The 22,001-nt window shown below is 67.9% G+C and carries 22 protein-coding genes; 11 read left to right on the plus strand and 11 right to left on the minus strand.

Annotated features, from left to right (window positions below):
- Positions 1 to 14: 14 nt before the first annotated feature.
- From ASG60_RS19385 to ASG60_RS19410, 7 genes are all read right to left on the minus strand, one after another.
- Complete coding sequence (locus tag ASG60_RS19385; RefSeq protein ID WP_056387258.1) at positions 15 to 1,637, minus strand: ABC-F family ATP-binding cassette domain-containing protein; 1,623 nt, start codon at positions 1,635 to 1,637, stop codon at positions 15 to 17.
- A 72-nt stretch (positions 1,638 to 1,709) separates the two neighbouring features.
- On the minus strand, positions 1,710 to 2,120 hold the full coding sequence (locus ASG60_RS19390) for an acyl-CoA thioesterase (RefSeq protein ID WP_056175838.1): 411 nt from the start codon (positions 2,118 to 2,120) through the stop codon (positions 1,710 to 1,712).
- 75 nt (positions 2,121 to 2,195) lie between these two features.
- On the minus strand, positions 2,196 to 2,324 hold the full coding sequence (locus tag ASG60_RS23820; RefSeq protein ID WP_274533805.1) for a hypothetical protein: 129 nt from the start codon (positions 2,322 to 2,324) through the stop codon (positions 2,196 to 2,198).
- 193 nt (positions 2,325 to 2,517) lie between these two features.
- Positions 2,518 to 2,793 (minus strand): hypothetical protein, encoded by a 276-nt coding sequence (locus ASG60_RS19395; RefSeq protein WP_056387414.1) that lies wholly within the window; start codon positions 2,791 to 2,793, stop codon positions 2,518 to 2,520.
- A gap of 150 nt (positions 2,794 to 2,943) precedes the next feature.
- On the minus strand, positions 2,944 to 3,129 hold the full coding sequence (locus ASG60_RS19400) for a DUF1508 domain-containing protein (RefSeq protein ID WP_056176194.1): 186 nt from the start codon (positions 3,127 to 3,129) through the stop codon (positions 2,944 to 2,946).
- 142 nt (positions 3,130 to 3,271) lie between these two features.
- On the minus strand, positions 3,272 to 4,774 hold the full coding sequence (locus ASG60_RS19405; protein WP_056362704.1) for a DEAD/DEAH box helicase: 1,503 nt from the start codon (positions 4,772 to 4,774) through the stop codon (positions 3,272 to 3,274).
- Between the two features lie 276 nt (positions 4,775 to 5,050).
- Complete coding sequence (locus tag ASG60_RS19410; protein ID WP_056304578.1) at positions 5,051 to 5,944, minus strand: LysR substrate-binding domain-containing protein; 894 nt, start codon at positions 5,942 to 5,944, stop codon at positions 5,051 to 5,053.
- Positions 5,945 to 6,013: 69 nt separating this feature from the next.
- Between ASG60_RS19410 and ASG60_RS19415 the strand changes: the two genes are divergently transcribed.
- The 7 genes from ASG60_RS19415 to lpdA all read left to right on the plus strand — a co-directional run bounded on the left by ASG60_RS19415 (position 6,014) and on the right by lpdA (position 12,959).
- Entirely contained in the window at positions 6,014 to 6,325 is a 312-nt protein-coding gene (locus ASG60_RS19415) for a septum formation initiator family protein (RefSeq protein ID WP_056176197.1), read from the plus strand.
- 138 nt (positions 6,326 to 6,463) lie between these two features.
- Complete coding sequence (gene pdhA, locus ASG60_RS19420; protein WP_056175846.1) at positions 6,464 to 7,522, plus strand: pyruvate dehydrogenase (acetyl-transferring) E1 component subunit alpha; 1,059 nt, start codon at positions 6,464 to 6,466, stop codon at positions 7,520 to 7,522.
- 49 nt (positions 7,523 to 7,571) lie between these two features.
- The gene (locus tag ASG60_RS19425; protein WP_056387260.1) at positions 7,572 to 9,008 is read left to right on the plus strand and encodes a pyruvate dehydrogenase complex E1 component subunit beta; all 1,437 of its coding nucleotides are present in this window, start codon (positions 7,572 to 7,574) and stop codon (positions 9,006 to 9,008) included.
- Positions 9,009 to 9,168: 160 nt separating this feature from the next.
- The gene (locus tag ASG60_RS19430; RefSeq protein WP_056175852.1) at positions 9,169 to 9,444 is read left to right on the plus strand and encodes a DUF5076 domain-containing protein; all 276 of its coding nucleotides are present in this window, start codon (positions 9,169 to 9,171) and stop codon (positions 9,442 to 9,444) included.
- A gap of 14 nt (positions 9,445 to 9,458) precedes the next feature.
- A complete protein-coding gene (locus ASG60_RS19435) occupies positions 9,459 to 10,058 on the plus strand; it encodes a Uma2 family endonuclease (RefSeq protein WP_056175855.1) in 600 nt (199 codons plus the stop codon).
- A gap of 4 nt (positions 10,059 to 10,062) precedes the next feature.
- Positions 10,063 to 11,451 (plus strand): pyruvate dehydrogenase complex dihydrolipoamide acetyltransferase, encoded by a 1,389-nt coding sequence (locus ASG60_RS19440; protein WP_056387262.1) that lies wholly within the window; start codon positions 10,063 to 10,065, stop codon positions 11,449 to 11,451.
- Positions 11,452 to 11,519: 68 nt separating this feature from the next.
- On the plus strand, positions 11,520 to 12,959 hold the full coding sequence (gene lpdA, locus ASG60_RS19445; protein WP_056175860.1) for a dihydrolipoyl dehydrogenase: 1,440 nt from the start codon (positions 11,520 to 11,522) through the stop codon (positions 12,957 to 12,959).
- A gap of 82 nt (positions 12,960 to 13,041) precedes the next feature.
- On the opposite strand, the gene ASG60_RS19450 is transcribed toward lpdA, so the two are convergent.
- Positions 13,042 to 13,482 (minus strand): PRC-barrel domain-containing protein, encoded by a 441-nt coding sequence (locus ASG60_RS19450; protein WP_056387264.1) that lies wholly within the window; start codon positions 13,480 to 13,482, stop codon positions 13,042 to 13,044.
- Positions 13,483 to 13,725: 243 nt separating this feature from the next.
- Here ASG60_RS19450 and lipA point away from each other — a divergent pair, with 243 nt between their 5' ends.
- On the plus strand, positions 13,726 to 14,700 hold the full coding sequence (lipA, locus tag ASG60_RS19455) for a lipoyl synthase (protein ID WP_056387266.1): 975 nt from the start codon (positions 13,726 to 13,728) through the stop codon (positions 14,698 to 14,700).
- A 56-nt stretch (positions 14,701 to 14,756) separates the two neighbouring features.
- Positions 14,757 to 15,215: a type II toxin-antitoxin system RatA family toxin gene (locus ASG60_RS19460; RefSeq protein ID WP_056175869.1), complete on the plus strand. Its 459-nt coding sequence runs from the start codon at positions 14,757 to 14,759 to the stop codon at positions 15,213 to 15,215.
- A 142-nt stretch (positions 15,216 to 15,357) separates the two neighbouring features.
- Here the strand turns inward: ASG60_RS19460 and glpK are convergent, their stop codons facing one another.
- From glpK to ASG60_RS19475, 3 genes are all read right to left on the minus strand, one after another.
- Positions 15,358 to 16,881 (minus strand): glycerol kinase GlpK, encoded by a 1,524-nt coding sequence (glpK, locus tag ASG60_RS19465; protein WP_056387268.1) that lies wholly within the window; start codon positions 16,879 to 16,881, stop codon positions 15,358 to 15,360.
- 20 nt (positions 16,882 to 16,901) lie between these two features.
- Positions 16,902 to 18,413 (minus strand): glycerol-3-phosphate dehydrogenase, encoded by a 1,512-nt coding sequence (locus ASG60_RS19470; RefSeq protein WP_056387271.1) that lies wholly within the window; start codon positions 18,411 to 18,413, stop codon positions 16,902 to 16,904.
- 117 nt (positions 18,414 to 18,530) lie between these two features.
- Positions 18,531 to 18,776, minus strand: a complete 246-nt coding sequence (locus ASG60_RS19475; protein ID WP_056267709.1) for a hypothetical protein — start codon at positions 18,774 to 18,776, stop codon at positions 18,531 to 18,533.
- A gap of 416 nt (positions 18,777 to 19,192) precedes the next feature.
- Between ASG60_RS19475 and ASG60_RS19480 the strand changes: the two genes are divergently transcribed.
- Complete coding sequence (locus ASG60_RS19480) at positions 19,193 to 20,086, plus strand: SMP-30/gluconolactonase/LRE family protein (protein ID WP_244476722.1); 894 nt, start codon at positions 19,193 to 19,195, stop codon at positions 20,084 to 20,086.
- A 73-nt stretch (positions 20,087 to 20,159) separates the two neighbouring features.
- Positions 20,160 to 21,986, plus strand: a complete 1,827-nt coding sequence (locus tag ASG60_RS19485; RefSeq protein WP_056304366.1) for a glycoside hydrolase family 15 protein — start codon at positions 20,160 to 20,162, stop codon at positions 21,984 to 21,986.
- Positions 21,987 to 22,001 lie beyond the last annotated feature (15 nt).

Here is a 22,001-nt window from a genome sequence, read left to right on the forward strand (position 1 = left end):
CGGCGCTGTCGGTCTCAGCTCCGCAGGCCGGGCGCTTCCTGGCCGGTGCGGGCGACGTACTCCGTGTAACCGCCGCCATACTGGTGGATTCCCTCGGGGGTCACTTCGAGCACCCGGTTCGACAGGGCGGCCAGGAAGTGGCGGTCATGGCTCACGAACAGCATGGTGCCCTCGTAGGCCGAGAGCGCCGCGATGAGCATCTCCTTCGTACCCATGTCGAGGTGGTTGGTCGGTTCGTCGAGGACGAGGAAGTTCGGGGGATCGAACAGCATCAGGGCCATGACGAGACGGGCCTTCTCTCCGCCCGACAGCACGCGGCAGCGCTTCTCGACATCGTCGCCGGAGAAGCCGAAGCACCCGGCGAGGGCGCGCAGGGACCCTTGCGCGGCCTGTGGGAACGCATCTTCCAGGGACTGGAACACCGTGCGCTCGCCGTCGAGCAGATCCATGGCGTGCTGGGCGAAGTAGCCGAGCTTGACGCTGCCGCCGACGGAGACGGTGCCGTCATCGGCCTGGGTCGAGCCGGTGACGAGCTTCAGGAGCGTCGACTTGCCGGCGCCGTTGATGCCCATGACGCACCAGCGCTCCTTGCGCCGGATGGAGAAATCGAACCCCTCGTAGATCCGGCGGCTGCCGTAGCTCTTGTGGACGTTCTTGAGCATCACGACGTCTTCGCCCGAACGCGGCGGAGCTTGGAACTCGAAGGCGACGGATTGCCGGCGCTTCGGGGGCTCGACGCGCTCGATCTTGTCGAGCTTCTTCACTCGGCTCTGCACCTGCGCCGCGTGCGAGGCGCGCGCCTTGAAGCGCTCGATGAACTTGATTTCCTTGGCCAGCATCGCCTGCTGCCGCTCGAACTGGGCCTGCTGGTGCGTCTCGTTGAGCGCCCGCTGCTGCTCGTAGAACACGTAGTCGCCGGAATAGGTGGTGAGCGTGCCGCCGTCGATCTCGATCACCTTGGTGACGATGCGGTTCATGAACTCGCGATCGTGCGAGGTCATCAAGAGAGCGCCCTCGTAGTTCTTGAGAAAGGCCTCCAACCAGATCAGGCTCTCGATGTCGAGGTGGTTGGAGGGCTCGTCCAGCAGCATCACGTCGGGGTTCATGAGGAGGATGCGGGCGAGAGCCACGCGCATCTTCCACCCGCCCGACAGCTTGCCGACGTCGCCGTCCATCATACCTTGTGAGAAGCTCAGGCCCGCCAGCACCTCGTAGGCCCGGCCTTCGAGGGCGTAGCCGTCGAGTTCCTCGAAGCGTGCCTGGACCTCGCCGTAGCGCTCGATGAGCGCCTCCATCTCGTCCACGCGGTCGGGGTCGGCGAGCCCCGCCTCAAGGGCCTTCAATTCGGTGCCGACGACGCTGACGGGGCCGGCGCCATCCATCACCGCCGAGACCACGGAGCACCCGGACATCTCGCCCACATCCTGGCTGAAATACCCGATGGTGATGCCCTTGTCGGTGGCGACCTGACCCTCGTCGGGCTCCTCCTCGCCGGTGATCATCCGGAACAGGGTGGTCTTGCCGGCGCCGTTGGGGCCGACGAGCCCGACCTTCTCGCCCTTCTGAAGGGCGGCGGACGCTTCGATGAAAACGATCTGCCGGCCGTTCTGCTTGCCGATTTTTTCGAGGCGGATCATGCGCGCACGGGACCTTGTCTGGGGTCTCGCGCCTTTACGGCATGGCGCGTCCGAGCGGAAGGGAAGGCAGCCTCAATCGTCTGCCCGTGCGGGCAGATCGACGGCCCGCGGCCGGCCGGCATCGTCGATGGCCACGAAGGTGAAGGTCGCCTCCGTGACCTTCTCTCGGACCTGGGTGCGGAAGCGCCTGGCCCAGGCCTCGACCTCGATCTTCATCGACGTGCGCCCGACGTGCCCGACGCGGGTGTAGACGCAGAGGACGTCGCCGACACGAACCGGCCGAATGAAGGTCATGGCGTCCACCGCCACGGTGACGACGCGTCCCTGGGCCCTGTCGACGCCCGCGATGCCGCCGGCCTGATCCATCTGCGACATCACCCATCCGCCGAAGATGTCGCCGTTGGCGTTGGTGTCCGCCGGCATCGCGCTGGTTCGAACCGTGAGATCGCCGCGTGGACCTCCACCTTCCTCTTCGACCGTCATACCAATCCGCCTTCGCGTTTCATCCCGCCCGATCCTACGCAGATTTCCTGCCGTCGGGGGGCGGCGTCGCCACCTTCACGGTAGCAGTCCCGTGAGTTTGAGACCGCCCGCGAGGATCACTGCGCCGACCGACATCAGAAGCTCGAGGGGGATCGAATGCCAGAGGCCATGGGCTGGCACTTCGGTCGCGGTGAGTTCGGTCATGGTCTGCCTCCGAGAGCCCCGAGGATGAAGCTCGCATCGCCGCCAAGACCTATCGCACGATCATGCATGTTTCCTAATCTTATGATGCATTTTCATGCAAAAAGCCTGGTCACTCGAACAGAGTGCCAGGCTTTCGAGCAAAGCTATTCAGAGCGATGCTGCGGCGCCGACGAAAGCGCCACCGCGCCGGAGCTTAGTAGTAGAAGCGGCGCGGGCCGTAGAAGGGACGCGCGCCATAGAAGCGACGCGGGCCATAGAAGCGGCGACCGTAGTACGGACGACGGTAGAACGGGCGCGGACCGTAAAACCGGCGACGGTAGCCGTAGTACTGGACATTCTGGGCGACCGCGGGTGCGGCCTCGGTCTGCAAGGCGAGGGCAGGGCCGATGGGGGCGGCGGACGCGCCCTGCGGCGCCGTCGCGGCGAAGCCTAAGGCCAGCAACGCGGCCAGCACGAGTTTCCTGAGCACGTTCTCAAACTCCCTGAGATAAGTCGGCAGGACGTGAAGCGCCGACGGTTCCGGAATCGGACCCGGTCGCTTGAAACGCACGAAGCCCCGAAGTGTTGCCGGGCCGGATCTTTCCGGATGTCGGTTGAGTCAACGAAGCGTTCGGGTCGATCAAGCGATCTTCATGGTCATGTCGACGATGGACGCCGCCTGGCTGCCCTTCACGAGGGCGATGCCGTGCTCGCAATCTTCCCGGCGCCCATAACCTTCGGCGGAGTCGGCCACGACGTTGCCGTTCGTGGCGCGCAGGCGCCAACGCCAGTCGCCGGTCGCATCCCGATAGAGTTCGAACCGCATGGCACCCTCACGCTTCACGATCACGCCATGAGATGGCGTCGCGCGATTTCGCGGCAAGTGGTCCTTCCCCAAACGAAAACACCGCCCCGGAGACCCGGGGCGGTGTCGTCATGACGGACCGCAAGGCTCAGCGCGGAGAGACTCAGCGCGGGAAACGGTCGAGCCAGCCGATGGTGCGGCCTTCGCCGGTGCCGGTGCCGGCACCCTGCGGGCGCGGCGTGCGCTGACGGGTGTCGCTGCGGGGCTCGGAGCGGTTCTCCGAACCGTGAACGGCCGGACGGCGCTCGCCGCGACCGTCCTGCGGGCGAGCCGCCCCATCCGGACGGGCGTTGCGACCGGGCGCGCCCTGGCCACCACGACCGCCTTCGCTGCGGCCCTGGCCCGGGCGTCCGCCACCGGGACGACCGCCGCCGGGACGCTGGCCCTGGCGCTGACCGGGACGCTGACCCTGGGGCGCCGGACGGCGCTCCTCGGCCTGAGCGGCATCCATGGCTTCCTGGCGCGACGGGGGCGTGAAGCCCTCGGGGAAGGCGCCGACGGGAATCTTCTGACGCGTGGTGCGCTCGATGTCCCGCAGGTAGGCCTTCTCCTCGTCGTTGCAGAACGAGATCGCGAGACCATTGGCGCCGGCACGGGCCGTGCGGCCGATGCGGTGGACGTAGCTCTCCGGCACGTTCGGCAGGTCGTAGTTGATGACGTGGCTCACGGCCTCGACGTCGATGCCGCGCGCGGCGATGTCGGTCGCGACCAGAACCCGGCACGAGCCGTCCTTGAAAGCGGCGAGCGCCCGCTCGCGCTGCGGCTGGGACTTATTGCCGTGGATGGCGGAGGCGTTGATCGAGACTTTCTCCAGGCCACGCACCACGCGGTCGGCGCCGTGCTTGGTCCGGGTGAAGACGAGGACGCGCTCGATCTTCGGATCCCGCAGGATGTGGTTAAGGAGGGCCTGCTTCGCACCCGTATGGGCGAAGATGACTTCCTGGGTGACGCGCTCGGCGGTGGTCGCCACGGGAGTAACGGCGACCTGGACCGGATCGCGAAGATACTGGTCGGCGAGGCCGGCGATGTTCTTCGGCATGGTGGCGGAGAAGAACAGGCTCTGACGCTCCTTCGGCAGCATCTTCACGATGCGCTTGAGGGCATGGATGAAGCCGAGGTCGAGCATCTGGTCGGCCTCGTCGAGGACGAGGATCTCGACGGCCTCGAGGGTCAGCGAGCGGCGCTCGATGAGGTCCATGAGGCGGCCCGGGGTGGCGACGAGGATGTCGACCCCGTTGGCCAGCGCCTTCTCCTGGCGGGAGATGGTGACGCCGCCGAACACCACGGTGTTGGTGAACGAAAGATGCCGGCCGTAATCCGAGAAGCTCTCGGCGATCTGGTTGGCGAGCTCGCGGGTGGGCGAGAGCACCAGCACGCGACAGCCGCGGCGGATGGCTTTCCGCGGGTTCTGAGCGAGGCGGTGCAGGATCGGCAACGCGAAGGCGGCCGTCTTGCCGGTACCGGTCTGGGCGATGCCGCAGAGGTCGCGACCTTCCATGGCGGGGCGGAGGGCCTGAGCCTGGATCGGGGTCGGCGTCTTGTAGCCGGCCTCCTCCAGCGCCCGCAGCACGGGCTGGGCGAGGCCGAAATCGGTGAACTGGGTCAAGTCTAATCTTTCAAGGCAGCGGGACCGTGGCGCACGCCATCCAACGATGGTCGGTACGCAGATCGATTTCGAATCGGTCCGTTGAGCTGGAGCCGCCCGCGTGCCGGGGCAGTCCGGGTGCATGCACGTTGAAGAGAGGGGCTCAGGTCGGTCGGAATTCGCGCGTAGCGACCCGTCGATCCGTCACGCAGCCCTCTCAAGCGGAACCATGACGGCCGCTGACGCTGCATCCGCGATATGCGTGTTCGCGGATGCGAAGTCAATCCTCGAATCCGCTCAGGCAGTTGGCGGTGCGCGCAGGTGGGCCACGAAGTCCCGCGCGAAGGCGGGTAGGGCGGAGAGCGTCCGCACGCAGATGGTCAGATCGCGCACCGCCCAAGGATCGAGGAGCGGCACGACCGCGATGGCCATGGTGCGGGCCGCGCGGGCGGCGGTGGTCTCCGGCACGATGCCGAGGCCGACGCCGCACTCGACGAGGCGGCACACGGCATCGAAGCTGCGCAACTGCACCCGCAACCGCATGGGCCGCCCCGTCCGCGCCGCCTTGTCGGTAAGAAAGCGGGTGAGGGCGCTCGTCCGGTCGAGGCCGACGAGGTCGTGCTCCAGCACGTCGGCGAACGCCACGGCCGGGTGGCCGCGCAAGGCATGGCCGCCGCCCGCCACGACGACGAAACGGTCCTGCCGGAACGGGTAGGTTTCGAGGGCGCCGGTGTCGACGGTGCCGGCCACGATGCCGAGGTCGGCGCCGCCCTCCGCCACGAGGCCGACGATCTCGTCCGACGTCCGCTCCTCGATGTCGACGCTGACCCCGGTCTGGCGGGCGAGGAAGGCGCTCAGCACCTCGGGCAGGAACTCGGTCAGGGCGTTGGTGTTCGACAGGACCCGGATCTGACCGACGGTGCCGCCGGAGAAGCCCGCGAGCTCGCCCTGCATCCGGTCTATCCCATCGAGGAGATCGCGCGCGTGGGCCAGGAGCGTGCGCCCGGCGGGCGTCGTGGTCACGCCTTGCCGGCCGCGTGTGAGGAGGGCGGCGCCGAGCGACACTTCCATGGCGCGGATGCGGGCCGAGGCGGCCGCCAGCGCGAGGTTGGCCCGTGCCGCCCCGTGGGTGATGGAGCCGGCCTCGACCACGTGGCGGAACAGGCCGAGATCGACGAGATCGAAGCGCATCATTCCGTGCCGTCTCCGAGGGCGACGGGCGAGAAGACTTTCTTAACCGTGCGGCGCGATGCTTCCGCCATGGTGATCCGTCGTCGCGTCCGTTCCGTGCTGATGCCCTTGGCGTTGTACGCCGTCTCGGGGCTCGTCGTCGGCTATTTCGTGCATCAGGCCGAGGGCGGCAACCGCGGCCTCGAAGCGAAGCGCGCCCTGAAGATCCAGGCCTACGGCCTCAATCAGGAACTCGCCGCCGTGAAGGCCGACCGGGCCGAGTGGGAGCACCGCGTCACCCTGCTGCGCAGCGAGCAGATCGACCGCGACCTCCTCGAGGAGCGGGCACGCGTCGTCCTCGGCCGGGTCCACGCCAACGATGTGGTGGTCATCAATCCGTAGCCCGGTGCCGCCGCTTCGCCAGGCGGCGATGGAGCGCACCTGACAACCGTTCCGATCTGTCGGGCGGCCGATCTCGCTTTCCGAAAACACGTGTCCTAGAACCTCCGGGAGAACAGACGGTCCCCGGGGAGAGAGCCGATGGATTCCGCAACCGAGGCGGGCCAGCCCAAATCCGATCCGACGCCGTCGGAGGCCGGCAGCCACGCGCCGGCGCCGAACACGCCGCAATTCACCCGCGACGAAGACCTCCACGCCTATCACGAGATGCTGCTCATCCGTCGCTTCGAGGAGAAGGCGGGACAGCTCTACGGCATGGGCCTCATCGGCGGGTTCTGTCACCTCTATATTGGCCAGGAGGCCGTCGTCATCGGCATGCAGATGGCCTCCATCGACGGCGATCAGGTCATCACAGGCTACCGCGACCACGGTCACATGCTCGCCTGCGGCATGGACCCGAAGGGCGTGATGGCGGAGCTCACCGGCCGTCGCGGAGGCTATTCCCGCGGAAAAGGCGGGTCGATGCACATGTTCAGTCGCGAAAAACAGTTCTTCGGCGGGCATGGTATCGTCGGCGCGCAGGTGTCCCTCGGCACGGGCCTCGCCTTCGCGGACGCCTACAGGAAGAACGGCCAGGTCAGCCTGACTTACATGGGTGATGGCGCGGCCAACCAGGGGCAGGTCTACGAGAGCTTCAACATGGCGCAGCTGTGGAAGCTGCCCGTGGTCTACGTCATCGAGAACAATCGCTACGCCATGGGCACCTCCGTCGCCCGCGCCTCGGCGCAGACGGACTTCTCGAAGCGCGGCATCTCGTTCGGCATTCCGGGCGAACAGGTCGACGGGATGGATGTGCGCACCGTCCGCGAGGCGGCCGCGCGGGCCATCGAGCACGCCCGCTCGGGCGAGGGCCCCTACATCCTGGAGATGCAGACCTACCGCTATCGCGGCCATTCCATGTCCGATCCGGCGAAATACCGGACCAAGGACGAGGTTTCGAAGATGCGCGACGAGCACGACCCCATCGAGATGGTGCGCAAGCGCCTGATCGAGGCGCACGGCGTGCCCGAAGCGGATCTGAAGGCCACCGACGCGAAGGTGCGCGAGACGGTCAACGACGCGGCCGAGTTCGCCACCCACGATCCCGAGCCCGATCCCGCCGAGCTGTGGACGGATATTTTGCTGGAAGCGCGCGCCTGACCCGCGAGTCCCCGGACCGCGCCCCTCCTTCTCGATCGACGAGTCTTTCATGGCGACCGACATCCTGATGCCCGCCCTGTCTCCGACCATGGAGGAGGGCAAGCTGGCGAAGTGGCTGAAGAAGGAGGGCGATCCGGTGAAATCCGGCGACGTGCTCGCCGAGATCGAGACCGATAAGGCGACCATGGAGGTCGAGGCCATCGACGAGGGCGTGCTCGCCAAGATACTCGTCGCGGAGGGCAGCGAGGGCGTGAAGGTCAACACGCCCATCGCGATCATCACCGCCGAGGGCGAAGACGTCTCGGCCGCTTCCGCGCCGAAGCCCGCCGCCAACACCCCGGCCCAGGCGGCACCGACGCCGACGATGCAGGCGGAAGGGCAGGCGGATGCCCCCGCCGCGACGGCGAAGAGCGGCGACGACGCTCAGAGGGCGCCGGCGGCCCCCGCCACCATCACCAACAAGGCGCCCGCCCCGGTGATGGCCGAGTTCCCCGAGGGCACCGAGATGGTCACCATGACCGTCCGCGAGGCCCTGCGCGACGCCATGGCGGAAGAGATGCGCGGCGACGATTCGGTCTTCGTCATGGGCGAGGAGGTCGCCGAGTACCAGGGCGCCTACAAGATCACGCAAGGGCTGCTGCAGGAATTCGGCGCGCGTCGGGTCGTCGATACCCCGATCACCGAGCACGGCTTCGCCGGCATCGGCGTCGGCGCTGCGTTCACGGGTCTGCGTCCCATCGTCGAGTTCATGACCTTCAACTTCGCCATGCAGGCCATCGACCACATCATCAACTCGGCAGCCAAGACCCTCTATATGTCCGGCGGACAGCTCGGCTGTCCCATCGTGTTCCGCGGCCCCAACGGTGCTGCCGCCCGCGTCGGTGCCCAGCACAGCCACGATTACTCTGCGTGGTACTCCAACGTGCCCGGCCTCAAAGTCATCGCACCCTACACGGCGTCCGACGCCAAGGGCCTGCTCAAGGCGGCGATCCGCGACCCGAACCCGATCATCTTCCTCGAGAACGAAATCCTCTACGGCCAGAGCTTCCCGGTGCCGAAGCTCGACGATTTCGTCCTGCCCATCGGCAAGGCGCGCATCCACCGCCCCGGCACGGACGTCACCATCGTGTCGTTCTCCATTGGCATGACCTACGCCCTCAAGGCGGCGCAGGCGCTCGCCGAACAGGGCATCGAGGCGGAGGTCATCGACCTGCGCACCCTGCGGCCCATGGACACCGAGACGGTGGTGGAATCGGTGAAGAAGACCGGCCGCTGCGTCACCGTGGAGGAAGGTTTTCCGCAATCGGGAATCGGCGCCGAGATCGTCGCGCGGCTCATGGTCGATGCCTTCGACTACCTCGACGCCCCGGTCCTGCGCGTCACCGGCAAGGACGTGCCGATGCCGTACGCGGCCAACCTCGAAAAACTCGCCCTGCCCAACGTCGGCGAGGTGATCGAGGCGGTGAAAGCGGTCTGCTACCGCTAAGCAGGTTCGCGTTGGCAAGCCAACGCTTCACCCAGCTTAGCTCCTTGATCTGTCGCAGGTTTTCGACGCAAAACCGGTGACCACTTTTGCGAAACCTGCTTAGGGTAGCTGGATGCGTCCCCCGGGGTGAGGTGGGCCAACGCTTTCGTTCGGATAGGACATGACGAAGACCTTCGTGGAACTCTCCGCCCCTCCGGATGCCATCGAGAATGGCGGCATCGAGGTCCTGCGTGCCGCCGTCGTGGACGGCGCGGTCAGCGTGGCCCTGCGCCGCTCGTTCGACGATCCAGCGACCTGGGGCCGCCTGCTCATCGATCTCGCCCGGCAGGCGGCGCGGACCTACGCCCTGGAGACCGAGATGTCGGACGAGGAAGCCTTCGAGCGTATCCGCGCCGGGTGGGAGGCCGAGGGTCTCGATCCCGGCGATCTGAACTAGCGGGGGGATTCAGCATGGCCGAGGCCGCGTTCCGCCGGGCCACCTACGCCGATCTCGAAGCCGTGCCGGATCATCTCGTGGCCGAGATCGTCGACGGCACCCTTGAGACGCATCCAAGGCCGCGCCCGCGGCATGCCATGGCGGCGGCGGGCTTGGCGGCCGAACTCGGCCACCCCTTCGGTCGCGGACGTGGGGGGCCGGGCGGCTGGATCTTCATGGTCGAGCCGGAGCTTCACCTGGGGTCCCACGTCGTGGTGCCGGATCTGGCAGGATGGCGCCGCGAACGCCTCTCCGCCGAGCCGGAGACCGCCTATATCGAGACCCCGCCGGACTGGGTCTGCGAGATCCTTTCGCCCGCCACCGCGCGCCTCGATCGCGGCCCCAAGCGCCGCATCTACGCGGAGGCCGGTGTCGGCTATCTCTGGCTCCTCGATCCCGGCGACGGGGTGCTCGAAGCCTTCGCGCTCACCGGTCGGCAATGGCTTCTTCTCGGAACGGTCGAGCGCGGCGAGACCGTGGGCCTCCCGCCGTTCGACGCCGTCCCGTTCCCCCTCGACAGCCTGTTTCCCTTCGACGATCCGGCCGCCCCGCCGCCCCCCTCGCTCGAGACCTGATGCCATGCCGATCAACGTCCTGATGCCCGCCCTGTCGCCGACGATGGAGAAGGGCAACCTCGCGAAATGGCTGAAGAAGGAGGGCGACGCAGTGAAATCCGGGGATGTCCTCGCCGAGATCGAGACCGACAAGGCGACCATGGAGGTCGAGGCCATCGACGAGGGGATTCTGGCCAAGATTCTGGTGCCCGAGGGCACGGCCGACGTGCCGGTCAACGACCTCATCGCCATCATCGCGAGCGAGGGAGAGGACCCGTCGAGCGTCCAGGCCGGCGGGGCACCGAAGGCCGAGGCGCCGAAAGCCGAGGCATCGAAGGACCCCGTCGGCGAGAACGCGACGCCCGGCGGCGGCCAGATGTCCTATGCGCGGGTGAACGAGGCACCGGACAGCGCTCAGCCCGCCGCCACCCAGGGGGAGGGGGCCCGCGTCTTCGCCTCGCCGCTCGCCCGCCGCATCGCCAAGCAGGAGGGCATCGACCTCGCCGCCGTGACGGGCTCCGGCCCGCGCGGCCGCGTGATCGAGCGCGATGTCCGCGCCGCCAAGGCCGCCGGCCCCGCGCAGACCAAGGGCACGGCATCCAAGGAAGCGCCGGCCCCCGCCGAAGCTCCGAAGGCTGCCTCTGCGCCCGCCAAGGCCGCGAGCCCGGCCGGCCTGTCCGTCGATCAGGTGCGCGGCTTCTACGCCAAGGGCACCTACGAAGAAGTGCCGCTGGACGGCATGCGCAAGACCATCGCCAAGCGCCTCACCGAGGCGACGCAGGTGGCTCCGCACTTCTACCTCACGGTGGATTGCGAGCTCGACGCCCTGATGACCCTGCGCGAGCAGCTCAACAGGAGCGCCGGCCAGGGCAAGGACGCCAAGCCGCTGTTCAAGCTCTCCGTCAACGACTTCGTCATCAAGGCCATGGGCCTCGCGCTCATGCGCGTGCCGGCCGCCAACGCCGTCTGGGCCGAGGACCGCATCCTGCGGTTCGACAACGCCGAGGTCGGCGTGGCGGTCGCCATCGACGGCGGTTTGTTCACGCCGGTGATTCGTAAGGCCGACCAGAAGACGCTCTCCACCATCTCCAACGAGATGAAGGATTTCGCGGGCCGCGCGCGGGCCAAGAAGCTCAAGCCCGAGGAGTACCAGGGCGGCGTCACCTCGGTGTCCAATCTCGGCATGTTCGGCATCAAGCACTTCACGGCGGTGATCAACCCGCCGCAATCCTCGATCCTCGCTGTCGGTGCGGGCGAGAAGCGCATCGTGGTGAAGGACGGCCAGCCGGCCGTGGCGCAGGTGATGACCGCGACACTGTCCTGCGACCACCGGGTGCTCGACGGTGCCTTGGGGGCGGAGCTGATCTCGGCGTTCAAGAGCCTGATCGAGAGCCCGATGGGCATGCTGGTCTGAGCTAAGTCCGCCTCACCTGAATCAACCCCGGCCCATTCCCGCAGAGGGGAGGGGCGTAGGAGCGCACAATGGCCGACACCTACGACATCCTCGTCATCGGCGCGGGCCCCGGCGGCTACGTCGCGGCGATCCGGGCGGCGCAACTCGGGTTTAAGACGGCGGTGATCGACCGCGAGCACCTCGGCGGCATCTGCCTGAACTGGGGCTGCATCCCGACCAAGGCCCTGCTGCGTTCGGCCGAGATCTACCATTACATGCAGCACGCCTCCGATTACGGCCTGTCGGCGGAGAAGGTCGGGTTCGATACGGCCGCCATCGTCAAGCGCTCGCGCGCGGTCTCGACGCGCCTCAACGGCGGCGTCGGCATGCTGCTCAAGAAGAACAAGGTCGACGTGATCTGGGGCGAGGCCACCATCGCGGCGGCGGCCAAGGGCAACGCGCCCGGCAAGGTGACGGTGAAGGAGACCGCCCGCGCGCCAGCCCCGAAGGGGGCGCTCGCCGCCGGTTCGTATTCGGCCAAGCACATCATCGTCGCGACCGGAGCGCGGCCCCGTGCGATCCCGGGCATCGAGCCGGACAGACACCAGATCTGGACCTACTACGAGGCCATGGTGCCGGAGGCGATGCCGAAGTCGCTTCTCGTCATGGGCTCGGGCGCCATCGGCATCGAGTTCGCCTCGTTCTACCGCACCATGGGCGCCGAGGTCACGGTGATCGAACTGCTGCCGCAGATCCTCCCCGTCGAGGATGCCGAGATCGCTGGCCTCGCCCGTAAGCGCTTCGAGAAACAGGGCATCAAGATCCTCACGGGTGCCAAGGTGACGAAGGTGGAGAAATCCGCTGACGCGGTCACCGCCACCATCGAGACCGGTGACGGCAAGAGCCAGCAGCTCACGGCCGAGAAGCTCATCTCGGCGGTGGGTGTCGTCGGCAACATCGAGGGGCTCGGCCTGGAAGCACTCGGCGTCGGTATCGATCGTGGGATCGTGGTCACGGATGGCTTGGGCCAGACCAACGTGCCCGGCCTCTACGCCATCGGCGACGTCGCCGGGCCGCCGATGCTCGCCCACAAGGCAGAGCACGAGGGCGTGCTCTGCGTCGAGACCATCAAAGGCCTGCCGACCCATGCCATGGACAAGGCGAAGATCCCCGGCTGTACCTATTGCCAGCCACAGATCGCCTCCGTTGGCCTCACGGAGGCCAAGGCGAAGGAGCTGGGATTCGCCGTCAAGGTCGGCCGCTTCCCGTTCGCGGGCAACGGCAAGGCCATTGCGCTGGGCGAGCCGGACGGTCTGGTGAAGACGGTGTTCGACGCGAAGACCGGCCAGTTGCTCGGCGCCCACATGGTCGGTGCCGAAGTCACCGAGCTCATCCAGGGCTACGTCGTCGCGATGAATCTCGAGACCACGGAAGAAGATCTGATGCACACGGTCTTCCCGCACCCGACCTTATCGGAAATGATGCACGAGAGCGTGCTCGACGCTTACGGCAAAGTGATCCACTCCTGATTCGGCAAAACGAAAGGCCGTCCATGCGCTAGCATGAACGGCCTTGAACGGTTGAACGACGGCGCTTGAGGCGCCGAAAGACTTACTTCTTCTTCGAATACTCGAAGGCCGGGGCGGACTTGAGCGTGTCCTTGTCGGTGTCGATGAGGGCGCGAAGGGTGTTTTCCTTCTTCGCCAGGGTGATGCTCGACGGGCTGACCGAGACGTAGCGCTCGCCCATGCCGAGGAAGCCGCCGACGCCGAGAATCACGGCGCTCACGGTCTTGCCGTCGACGATCACCAGATCCTCGATCTCACCCACGGTCTCGTTGGCGTTGTTGTAGACGTTGAGGCCGATGAGCTTCGACGACATCACGTCGGCGGGCTGCGCGGTCACGTAGGTGACCTTCACGCTGGCCTTGTCGGCCATGGTCATGCCGCCGGTGGTCGCGACGGGCACGGCCGGCTTCACCGTCTCCTGGGCGGAGGCGAGCGTCGGCAGCGCCGCCACGAGGGCAGCGGCGAAAATGGTCTTCAGGGCCATGGGGTTAACCTTCTGGGGTAGCTCGCAGCGCTCATCGCCGCGGAAACGCGGTCTGTAACGGGTTCGCCCGTGGTCGGTTCCCCCGATCGCCGGCGATATGCGCACGGATTGTGCAGACAAGCGCGACTGACAGATCGGCCCGGGCGTTTGCGAACCCCCCGGGCTCGGTTTGCGATCGACCCGGCGACCCCTTAAGTCTGGTCTGTGGCACCCGCCGTCGCGGGCGCACCCTGTTGGTGTGAGATGGCCGTCGTTCTCGATCTCCTGCGCAACGATCAGCGCCCCCGGCACCCGGAAAAGGCGCACCGGCCCGACAAGCCGATCCAGCGCAAGCCGGACTGGATTCGCGTCCGGGCCCCCGGTTCCCCCGGCTGGGCCGAGACGAGCCGCATCGTCCACGAGCACGGCCTCGTCACCGTGTGCGAGGAAGCCGGCTGCCCCAACATCGGCGAGTGCTGGGAGAAGCGCCACGCCACCTTCATGATCATGGGCGACACCTGCACGCGGGCTTGTTCGTTCTGCAACGTTCGCACCGGCCTGCCGAAGGGTCTCGACGCCGACGAGCCCGAGAAGCTCGCGGATTCCGTGGCCAAGCTCGGGCTTCACCACGTCGTCGTCACCTCGGTCGACCGGGATGACCTGACCGATGGCGGCGCCGAGCATTTCGCCCGCACGATCCGGGCGATCCGGCGGATGAGCCCCTCCACCACCATCGAGATCCTGACACCCGATTTTCTGCGCAAGGACGGCGCCCTGGAGGTCGTGGTCGCGGCGCGGCCCGACGTGTTCAACCACAACATGGAGACGGTGCCGGGCAATTACCTCACCGTCCGCCCCGGAGCCCGCTACTTCCATTCCGTGCGCCTGCTGCAGCGGGTGAAGGAGCTTGACCCGACGATCTTCACCAAGTCCGGCATCATGGTCGGTCTTGGCGAAGAGCGGAACGAGGTGGTTCAACTCATGGACGATCTGCGCTCGGCCGACGTCGACTTCCTCACCATCGGTCAGTACCTCCAGCCGACGAAGAAGCATCATGAGGTGGTCCGTTTCGTGCCGCCCGACGAGTTCAAGGGCTTGGAGACCACGGCCTATGCCAAGGGCTTCCTCCTCGTCTCGGCGACACCCCTGACCCGCTCCTCCCATCATGCCGGCGAAGACTTCGCTCGTTTGAAGGCTGCGCGGCTTGCCCGCTTCGCGCCGGAGACGGTGCACGCTTGACGCATCGGCCGGAAAACCGGTTCCCACCCTCCGGACCGATGCTGTAGAAGCCCCGCATGCCGTCTTTTCGTATCGACCGCCTCGTGCGGCACAGCCCGCGCGCGATGTACGACCTCGTCGCCGATGTGGAGCGCTACCCCGAGTTCCTGCCGCTGTGCGAATCCTTACGCGTCCTGCGTCGGCAGTCGGGTGAGAACGGCACCGAGATTCTCGTGGCCGAGATGGGGGTCGGCTACAAGGCGATCCGCGAGCGCTTCACAACCCGGGTGACCCTCGATCCGGCGAACCTGAAGATCATTGCCGAATACATCGACGGCCCGTTCCGCCACCTCGAGAACCGCTGGTTGTTCAAGGAGGCGGACGGGCGTGGGTGCAACGTCGACTTCTTCATCACCTATGAATTCAAGAGCCGGACCCTCGGCCTCCTCATGGGCACGATGTTCGATCGGGCTTTTCGCAAGTTCACGGATGCTTTCGAAGCCCGCGCCGACAAGGTCTACGGCGCCACCGCCTGACCGTCGCGGATTGCGTTGCGCATCACGGCGATCGCCCGGGTGCCGGGCGCGAACGGAGCTACGGGGCCCGTCGCCAGTTCCGGTGAGCCATCTGTCGACGACGTCGCGGTCGGCGTGCGTCGGGGCGTTCGACGGAGATCCTTCAGGGCAGGGGGCCTTCGACCGCCTCCAGGGGCGCCCGCATGCCGCGCAGGGCCCGCACGGCCCGATGCCAGCCATCGAGGCGCACGGAACGGTCGGCGTGCGGCATGGCGGGAGTGAAGCGGCGGTCCAGGTGCCAGAGGCCGGCGAAGTCGTCGGGTTCCGGATACAGGCCGGCGTGCCATCCGGCGAGGTAGGCGGCCCCCAGCGCAGTGGTCTCGCGCACCACCGGCCGGTCGACGGGTAGGCCGAGGAGGTCCGCGAGGCGCTGCATGGTCCAGTCGGAGGCGGCCATTCCGCCATCGGCGCGCAGGACTGTTCCGGTTTCCGCGTGCGGCCAGTCGGCCCGCATGGCCGCGAGGAGATCGTGGGTCTGGTAGCAGACGCTCTCGAGGGCGGCGCGTGCGAGGTCCTTCGGGCCCGTGTCGCGGACGAGGCCGAACAGGGCGCCGCGCACGTCTGGCTCCCAATGCGGTGCGCCGAGGCCGACGAAGGCCGGCACGAGATAGATCTCGGAGGCCGGGTCGGCCCTTGCGGCGAGGGGGCCGCTCTCGGCCGCGTCACGAATCACTCCCAGCCCGTCGCGCAGCCACTGGATCGCGGCGCCGGCCACGAAGATCGAGCCTTCGAGGGCGTAGGTGCGCCGACCGGCGAACTGATAGGCGATGGTGGTGAGGAGGCGGTTGGTGGAGGCGCGGGGCTCCGCGCCGGTGTTGAGAAGGGCGAAGCACCCGGTTCCGTAGGTGGCCTTGACCATGCCGGGGGTGAAGCAGGCTTGCCCGATGGTTGCCGCCTGCTGATCCCCCGCGACCCCCCGGATGGGGATCGCGGCGCCGAACAGGTCGGCCCGCGTGCTGCCGAAATCCCCGGCGCAGTCGCGCACCTCCGGCAGCAGGGCGCGGGGAATGCCGAACAGGCCCAAGAGATCGTCGTCCCAGGTCCCGCGATGGATGTCGAACAGGGCGGTTCGGGCGGCGTTCGTGGCGTCGGTGGCGTGAAGGCCGCCGGTGAGGCGCCACAGCAACCAGGAATCCACCGTACCGAAGGCCAGTTCGCCGCGCTCGGCGCCGGCGCGGGCGCCCGGCACCGTGTCGAGGAGCCAGGCGATCTTGGTGGCCGAAAAGTAGGGGTCGAGGATGAGGCCGCTGCGGGCGGTGACCAGGGGCTCGTGCCCCTCGGCCTTCAGGCGCGCGCAAGCGTCGGCCGTGCGCCGGTCCTGCCACACGAGGGCCGGATGGATCGGCGCACCGGTGGCGCGGTCCCAGATCAGCGTCGTCTCGCGCTGGTTGGTGATTCCGAGGGCGGCGACGGACGCCGCCGTCACCCCGGCGCGGGCCAGCACCGCCCGGACGGTGGTGAGCACGCTCGCCCAGATGCCCTCTGGATCGTGTTCGACCCAGCCCGGGGCCGGATAGGATTGGGCGATCTCGGCCTGTGCGATCCCGGCCACCGAAAGATCGGGCCGGAACAGCATCGCCCGCGTCGAGGTGGTGCCCTGGTCGATGGAGAGGACGAAAGTGGGCATGGGCGAGCCTCCGATCGGCGTCAGGCCGCGCTGGCGACACGGTGGAGATAGGCGTCGAGGGTGGCAACCTCGGACGGCCGGACGCGCAATCCGAGCTTCGAGCGTCGCCAGAGGATGTCCTCGGCGGTGCGCGCCCATTCGACCCGCACGAGGTAGTCGACTTCGACCCGCGTCAGGTCGGCGCCGAAGACTTCGCCGAGGCCGGCTGGAGCGGTGGCGGTCCCGAGAATTTCCCTCGCGCGGGTCCCATAGGCCCCTCCCAGCCGCGCTGCATGCCCCGGGGCGAGCCAGGGCGCCGCGCCCCGAAGCCTTGCGACCAGGGTCGGCATCCCGTCGCGTGAGAAATCACCGCCCGGAAGCGTGCTTCCAGCTGTCCAGGGCGGCGCCAGGGCAGCGGGGAGGTGAGTCTTCAACCGGTCGAGGGCGTGCTCGGCGAGGCGCCGATAGGTGGTGATCTTTCCGCCGAACACCGACAGCAGCGGCGCTTCGCCATCCGGTGCATCGAGGTCGAGTCTGTAATCGCGCGTGGCCGCCTGGGCCGCGCCGGCCCCATCGTCGTGGAGCGGGCGCACCCCCGAGAAGCTCCGGACCACGTGCTCCGGTCGTACGGGTGCGCGAAACCACCGGCTCGCCGCATCGCAGAGATAGGCGATCTCCTCGGGGCCCGCCGCGACCTGGGCCGGGTCGCCGGCATAGTCGCGGTCGGTGGTGCCGATGAGGGTGAAATCCCCCTCGTAGGGTATCGCGAAGACGATGCGCCCATCGCCGTTCTGGAACAGGTAGGCGCGGTCATGGGTGAACAGGGCCGGTACCACGATATGGCTGCCCTGGACGAGGCGGATGGCGGCCCGCGTGGTGCGGCCGACGATCCCCGACAGCACGTCCGCGACCCAGGGGCCGGCGGCGTTGACGAGCACCCGGGCACGCACGACGGCGTTTCCTCCGGCCGCCCCCGTCTCGATCTCCCAGAGACCGTTCGTCCGGCGCGCCCGCATCACTTTCGTGCGGGTGTGGATCGCGGCACCGCGCTCGGCGGCATCCAGGGCATTCAGAACGACGAGCCGGGCATCGTCGACCCAGCAATCGGAATACTCGAATGCCCGCGACGGTCCGGCCCGCAGGGGCGATCCGGCGGGATCGCGGGCGAGGTCGAAGGCGCGGGTCGGGGGCAGGTCACGGCGGCCGCCGAGATGGTCGTACAGGAAGAGCCCGAGGCGCAGGAGCCAGGCCGGGCGCTGCTCTGCCGTCTGCGGCAGGACGAACCGCAAGGGGCGAATGATGTGCGGGGCCATGCCCCACAGAATCTCGCGCTCGATCAGCGCCTCGCGGACGAGCCGGAAAGCACCCTGTTCGAGGTAGCGCAAGCCGCCGTGGACGAGTTTCGTCGAGGCCGACGAGGTGGCGCCCGCGAGATCGCCCTGCTCGAAGAGTACGACGCGCGCGCCGCGCCCCGCTGCGTCCCGCGCGATACCGCAGCCATTCACCCCACCGCCGATGATGGCGAGATCGTAGGGATGGACGTCCTCCGTCACGAGACCTCCGGGCCGAAATCGCTTCCCCGGGCCGGTGTCGCGCGCGACGGAGACCGGACCGCCCGCATCCTTCCACGAGGTCGGCCCCGTCGTCGACCGTGACGGAAACGCCCGGTTTCAGGCGGCCAGGGGCAGGACCAACGGTTCGGCCTCGACGGTCGCAACGGCGGCGGCGGAGCGGGGGCCGAACAGCGCAGCGTAGAGAGCCGTCGGGTTGTGGCTCCGCCCACTCGCATCGACGATGCGGACATCCGACATGCCGGCGGTGAGGAGGGACAGCCCCTGCTCGAGGGCACTGACGATCGAACCGTGCTGGTACGAGAGCGCGCGCAGCGAAATCCGCGCGTGGACGGTGAAGCTCACGGTTCAGATCCTATGATGGCCGCCGAGCCGGCACGGGGCCGGCCCCGATGCAGGGTGTGGAAAACGACGGGGAAGGGCGCGTTCGATATCGGCCCGTTCGATCCGGTGGATCGTTGCGGCGGCCGGCCGTGCATGTGACCGGCAATAATGTCCAAGTCTTGACGAAGTCCTTACGAAATCATGGTGCCCGCCCGTTGAACTTCACGAACCGCTGGATCTGTCAGGCGTGCCGCCTGGCCACACAGGGGGTCGCCGGTTCTGCAGGGGGGATAGGTCGATGCGCGGGGGGGAAGGATTTTCCGCGCGCCTCAAACGTGCGCGGATAAGCACAACCGATCGGCCTTTGGCGTTGATCCGAAAGGAACTTTTGCCCCCATGCGGGCGTCATCGACCGCCGATCACAGCGGGAGATGCGGGTGACGACCGAACCGACGATCCGTGTTCTCGACGCCCCCCGGTGCCATCTCGGCGAGGGGCCGAGCTACGACCCGGCAACGGATACGGCCTGGTGGGTCGATATCCTGGACCGACGCCTGTTCGAAATGCCCCTCGGGGAGGGGGCCGGGCCCGTACGCGTCCACGACCTGCCGTTCATGGCCAGCCACATCGCCGCCATCGACGGAGCGCGCCACCTCCTGGCGGGTGAGGACGGTCTCTATGTCCGCACGCTCTTAGATGGCCGTCTGACGCGTCACTGCGCCCTTGAGGACGACGATCCGTCCACCCGTGCCAATGACGGCCGCGTGCACCCGAGCGGTGCCCTCTGGATCGGCACCATGGGACGCGACGCCGAGCGAGGGCGCGGCGCGATCTATCACGTCGCCGGCACCCGGGTGACGCGGTTGTATTCCGGGATCACGATCCCGAACGGCATCGCGTTCTCGCCCGATGGCCGGGTCGGATACTTCGTCGATACAATGGAGGGCGTGCTTCGGCGCGTCGCCGTCGATCCCGCCACCGGTATTCCGGTGGGGGAGCCGGACACCCATTACCACCACGGCGACGGCCCGGGTGGCATCGACGGGGCGGCGGTGGACGCGGACGGGGTGATCTGGACGGCGCGCTTCGGTGCTGCCTGCCTCGACGCCTATAGCCCGGCGGGAGACCGCATCCGCACCGTTCCGGTGCCGCCGCGCCAGCCGACCTGCCCGACCTTCGCCGGGCGCGACCTCGACCAGCTTTTGGTGACCTCGGCCTACGAGGGCCTGGACGAGGCGGAGCGTGCCGCAGACCCGGAGCACGGCCGGACGCTCCTCGTCGGCATCGGTGCACGCGGGCTGCTCGAACCGGCGTTCCGTCTCACCGCCTGACTGAACCGGTGTTCCGCATCCCACATTTCCACAGAGCGGGCGGCCGCCGAGCAGTGCCCCGCACAGGATCCCCATGACAGCGTTCGGCGACCGGCCCTACCAGCCCATCGAGGCCTATGCCCTCATCGGAAACTGCGAGGGCTGTGCCCTCGTCGCCCGCGATGGCGGTATCGACTGGGCCTGCCTCGAACGCTTCGACGCGGACCCGACCTTTTCGCGGCTCCTCGACCGGACGCGCGGCGGATACTTCACCCTTCAGCCAGCGGAGCGATTCGAGACGGCGCGGCAGTACGTGAGCCGCACCAACATCCTGGAAACGACGTTCACCACCCCGAGCGGCCTCGTCACCGTGCACGACTTCATGGTTCCGAGGCAGGCCGGCGTGGACCGCCCCCGCCTCGTGCGCCTCGTCACCGGTGTGTCCGGCGCCGTCCCGATGGTGGCGCTCTACCGCCCCCTCGACGGATTCGCGGAGAGTTTCGCGGATCTGATGATTACGGACGGCCAGGTGACTGCCCCGGATCACCCCCATCTCGTGTCCGATGCGGCGTTCACCGTCGAGGACGGCATCGCGGTGGCCCGCTTCACCGTGGAGGGCGGCCAAGATGTCGGCTTCGCGCTCTATCTCCATGCAACCCCGGCTGCCCTGCCGAAGCTGCGCGACCTGCTGCAGGAGACACGTCGGGCCTGGTCGTTGTGGACGGAGGACGCGGCCTATCGTGGGCCGCTCGCCGATGAACTCATCCGCTCCGCCCTGGTCCTCAAGGCCCTGACCTACGAGCCCACCGGCGCCATCGTGGCGGCGGCCACGACCTCGCTGCCGGAAGAGATCGGCGGCATTCGCAACTGGGATTACCGCTTCTGCTGGATCCGCGACGCGTGCCTGTCGTTCTACGTCCTGAAGAAGTTCGGCATGATCGGAGAGGCGGAGGCGTTCTTCGGCTTCGTGGCCGATCTGGCCGACCGCAACACCGGCGCCCTCGCGCCGCTCTATAGCATCGCCGGCGAGGCGGATCTCACCGAGCGCACCATCACGCATTTCGAGGGCTGGCGCGGCAGTGCGCCCGTGCGCCATGGCAACGAGGCGGCCGAGCAGCACCAGAGCGACGCCTACGGTCAGGTGCTCGATCTCATCTATCTCTACGAGCGCCTCGGCGGCACCCTGAGCGGGTCGATGCGGGCGCACGGCGCGAAACTCGCCGACTTCTCGGCCGCGCATTGGAACGAGCCCGATGCCGGCCTGTGGGAGCCGCGCAAGCCGGAGCAACGCTACCTCCATGCCGCGATCATGAACTGGGTCGCCCTCGACCGGGCGATCCGTCTTTTCGGCGAGCGGCCGGACTGGTGTCGTGAGCGCGACCGGATCGTCGCCTGCGTCAACGGAAAGGCGGTTCACGCGGCGGGTTACTATCCGCAGTTCATCGGCAGCGACGATGTCGATGCCGCGCTCCTCATCGCCCCCATGGTGGGTTTTCCCGTGGACGAGGCGGTGTTCGCCCGCACCGTCGACGAAATCATCGCCCGCCTCGGGCACGATCATCTGGTGTACCGTTACAAGACCGACGACGGGCTGCCGGGGCATGAGGGCACGTTCGTGATCTGCGCGTTCTGGCTCGTCGACGCCCTGCTTTGGCTCGGGCGCGACGGCGAGGCCCGGACCCGCTTCGAGGCCCTGCGCGCCCTTCAGAACGATGTCGGGCTCTACGCCGAGGAGGTGGCGGAGGACGGGACGTTCCTCGGGAACTTCCCGCAGGCGTTCAGCCAACTCGCCTTCATTCACAGCGCGCTGATGCTCGACCTGTTCGACCATGGCGGCCGTGCGGCCCTGAAGGGCACCTACGCCGACCGCTCCTTGCGCGAGACCACGGCGCGGCGGGCACCGAGCTTGACCACGGCCTAACGCGGATCAGGTCCT

This window comes from Methylobacterium sp. Leaf469 (assembly GCF_001424745.1).
Classification (GTDB): Bacteria; Pseudomonadota; Alphaproteobacteria; order Rhizobiales; family Beijerinckiaceae; genus Methylobacterium.